Below are 1664 nucleotides of genomic sequence, written 5' to 3' on the forward strand. Positions count from 1 at the left end.
TAGGTCGCTTCCGCACAAGATGTCATCTGAGAGCAATATGTTCTCCCGTCACATCTGAATTTCTGATTGGACACCATAGGTTTAGAAAAACTTGAGCTTGCGGGCTCGGAAAAATTTAAACTGGTGAGATCAGAAGTTGCGGCTGTGACGGACGATACGCCACCATTCATATAAGCAAAGATCCCGATAATTAGAACGCCGAAAACTTGTAGCTTGAACGGGCCTTTAGCGTCTTGCCAGTGAACGATCAGGTAAATGAGCGCTACTGGTGCAATAAAAAAGACTGCAAGCCCCCAAAAAATGCCTGTTCTAAAAGCCGAAATTAGCAGACCGATTCCGCCAATGATGAATATTCCAAGACCAACATAAAAAACTACGTCACTCACTCGGTGTTCCTTTTTAAGTTCTAACGCCGCGCTCTGCGGAAATTTAGGAGCGCTAGCGAGTAAATTTTCCGTAGCAGCGCCTTGTTATGCATTTTCCTCCGCTGCCTCTAACGCAAGCGGTAGATAGTGAGCCAACCTTTTTTCTTCAACGTCCACCACAGTAAAAAGCTTCAAATGCCTGCGACCTTTACCGCGACCTTCTAGGAAGCCATAAGTATCAGCAATTTTAGCCCCCATACTTAACTCAACGGACACATGTTCTTTATAGGCAAACACACCGCAGAACTGTACGCCGGAGGAAAAAAGAATGCCGCCATATTTCACTTCCTCAACCATGTCGGGAAAGCTGGCTTTGACGAGAGTACGTACAGCTTCGACTATCGAATATTGCTCTCCACCCAGAAGGCGAATATCACTCAGTAATGCTTGAAGACTCTTAGTTGCCAAGATATTACTCCAAATTAGACAGAAACGGGCGAGCAGATTTCAACCAATATGCCATCTGGACAACGGACATAAGAAACTGTTTGACCCCAAGGCTTGGATTCTGGTGCTTTAACTTCTGTAGCGCCTTTAGACAGTGCTTTGGTGTGAGAGCCTGCGACATCTGTTGTGACCATAGCAACTTCAAACCCAAGGGGCTTGGTAGATTCGCTCGCACCGACGATACCGTCTGGGAAGTTCATACTCCCAAGCTCATAGGACGCGAACGCTAATGTCGTCTCCCCCGTTTCAAGCTCACCATAATCACCTGACTCATGCAAAAAGCGACGACTAAAACCAAATGCCGCTTCGAAAAAGGCAAGTGATTCTTCCACCTTTGGGACATAGATTATTGTGTAACCGAGTTTCATGTTAACTCCTGTACTCTTTTTGCATAACGCGAAGCACAGCGGCGGCCCGACAGGGGCGTCCGGCGGCCATCAGCCGCGTACTGCTGCGATTTGTTAAGTTTTTGCGCGGTTCTTAATCGCAACAATGGGCATGATGATTACCAAGCTATAGAGAAGCATACCAACAGTAAGAGTAGCAAACTCAAGCAATTCAATACCGCGACCCGGTATGTCGAATACGGTATAACTCCATACTCCGGCACTCACACCAATGACAGAATAGATCAAGCCACGGAAGTACGTTCCAATACCAGCCTTCTTGAGTAACGGCCCTCCAATGAGCGCGATAATTCCAGCGGCAAAAAATATCGGGATCGAGTTTACGACAGCGCTTTCAAGCATGAATTCAATAATGCTGTTCACGGCTTCTCCCTAAACTTAACGC

The 1664-nt window shown here is 46.7% G+C and carries 3 protein-coding genes and 1 pseudogene; all 4 read right to left on the reverse strand.

Annotated features, from left to right (window positions below):
- Positions 1 to 386, reverse strand: a pseudogene (locus tag C7H09_RS19940) (hypothetical protein); the annotation flags it as partial.
- Between the two features lie 84 nt (positions 387 to 470).
- The gene (locus C7H09_RS04855; RefSeq protein WP_229728281.1) at positions 471 to 833 is read right to left on the reverse strand and encodes a DUF1801 domain-containing protein; all 363 of its coding nucleotides are present in this window, start codon (positions 831 to 833) and stop codon (positions 471 to 473) included.
- Between the two features lie 14 nt (positions 834 to 847).
- On the reverse strand, positions 848 to 1240 hold the full coding sequence (locus tag C7H09_RS04860) for a VOC family protein (protein WP_106761487.1): 393 nt from the start codon (positions 1238 to 1240) through the stop codon (positions 848 to 850).
- Between the two features lie 93 nt (positions 1241 to 1333).
- Positions 1334 to 1642 carry a hypothetical protein gene (locus C7H09_RS04865; protein WP_106761488.1) on the reverse strand — a complete coding sequence of 103 codons (309 nt, stop codon included), beginning with the start codon at positions 1640 to 1642 and terminating at the stop codon, positions 1334 to 1336.
- Positions 1643 to 1664 lie beyond the last annotated feature (22 nt).

This window comes from Marinobacter fuscus (assembly GCF_003007675.1).
Lineage (GTDB): Bacteria > Pseudomonadota > Gammaproteobacteria > Pseudomonadales > Oleiphilaceae > Marinobacter > Marinobacter fuscus.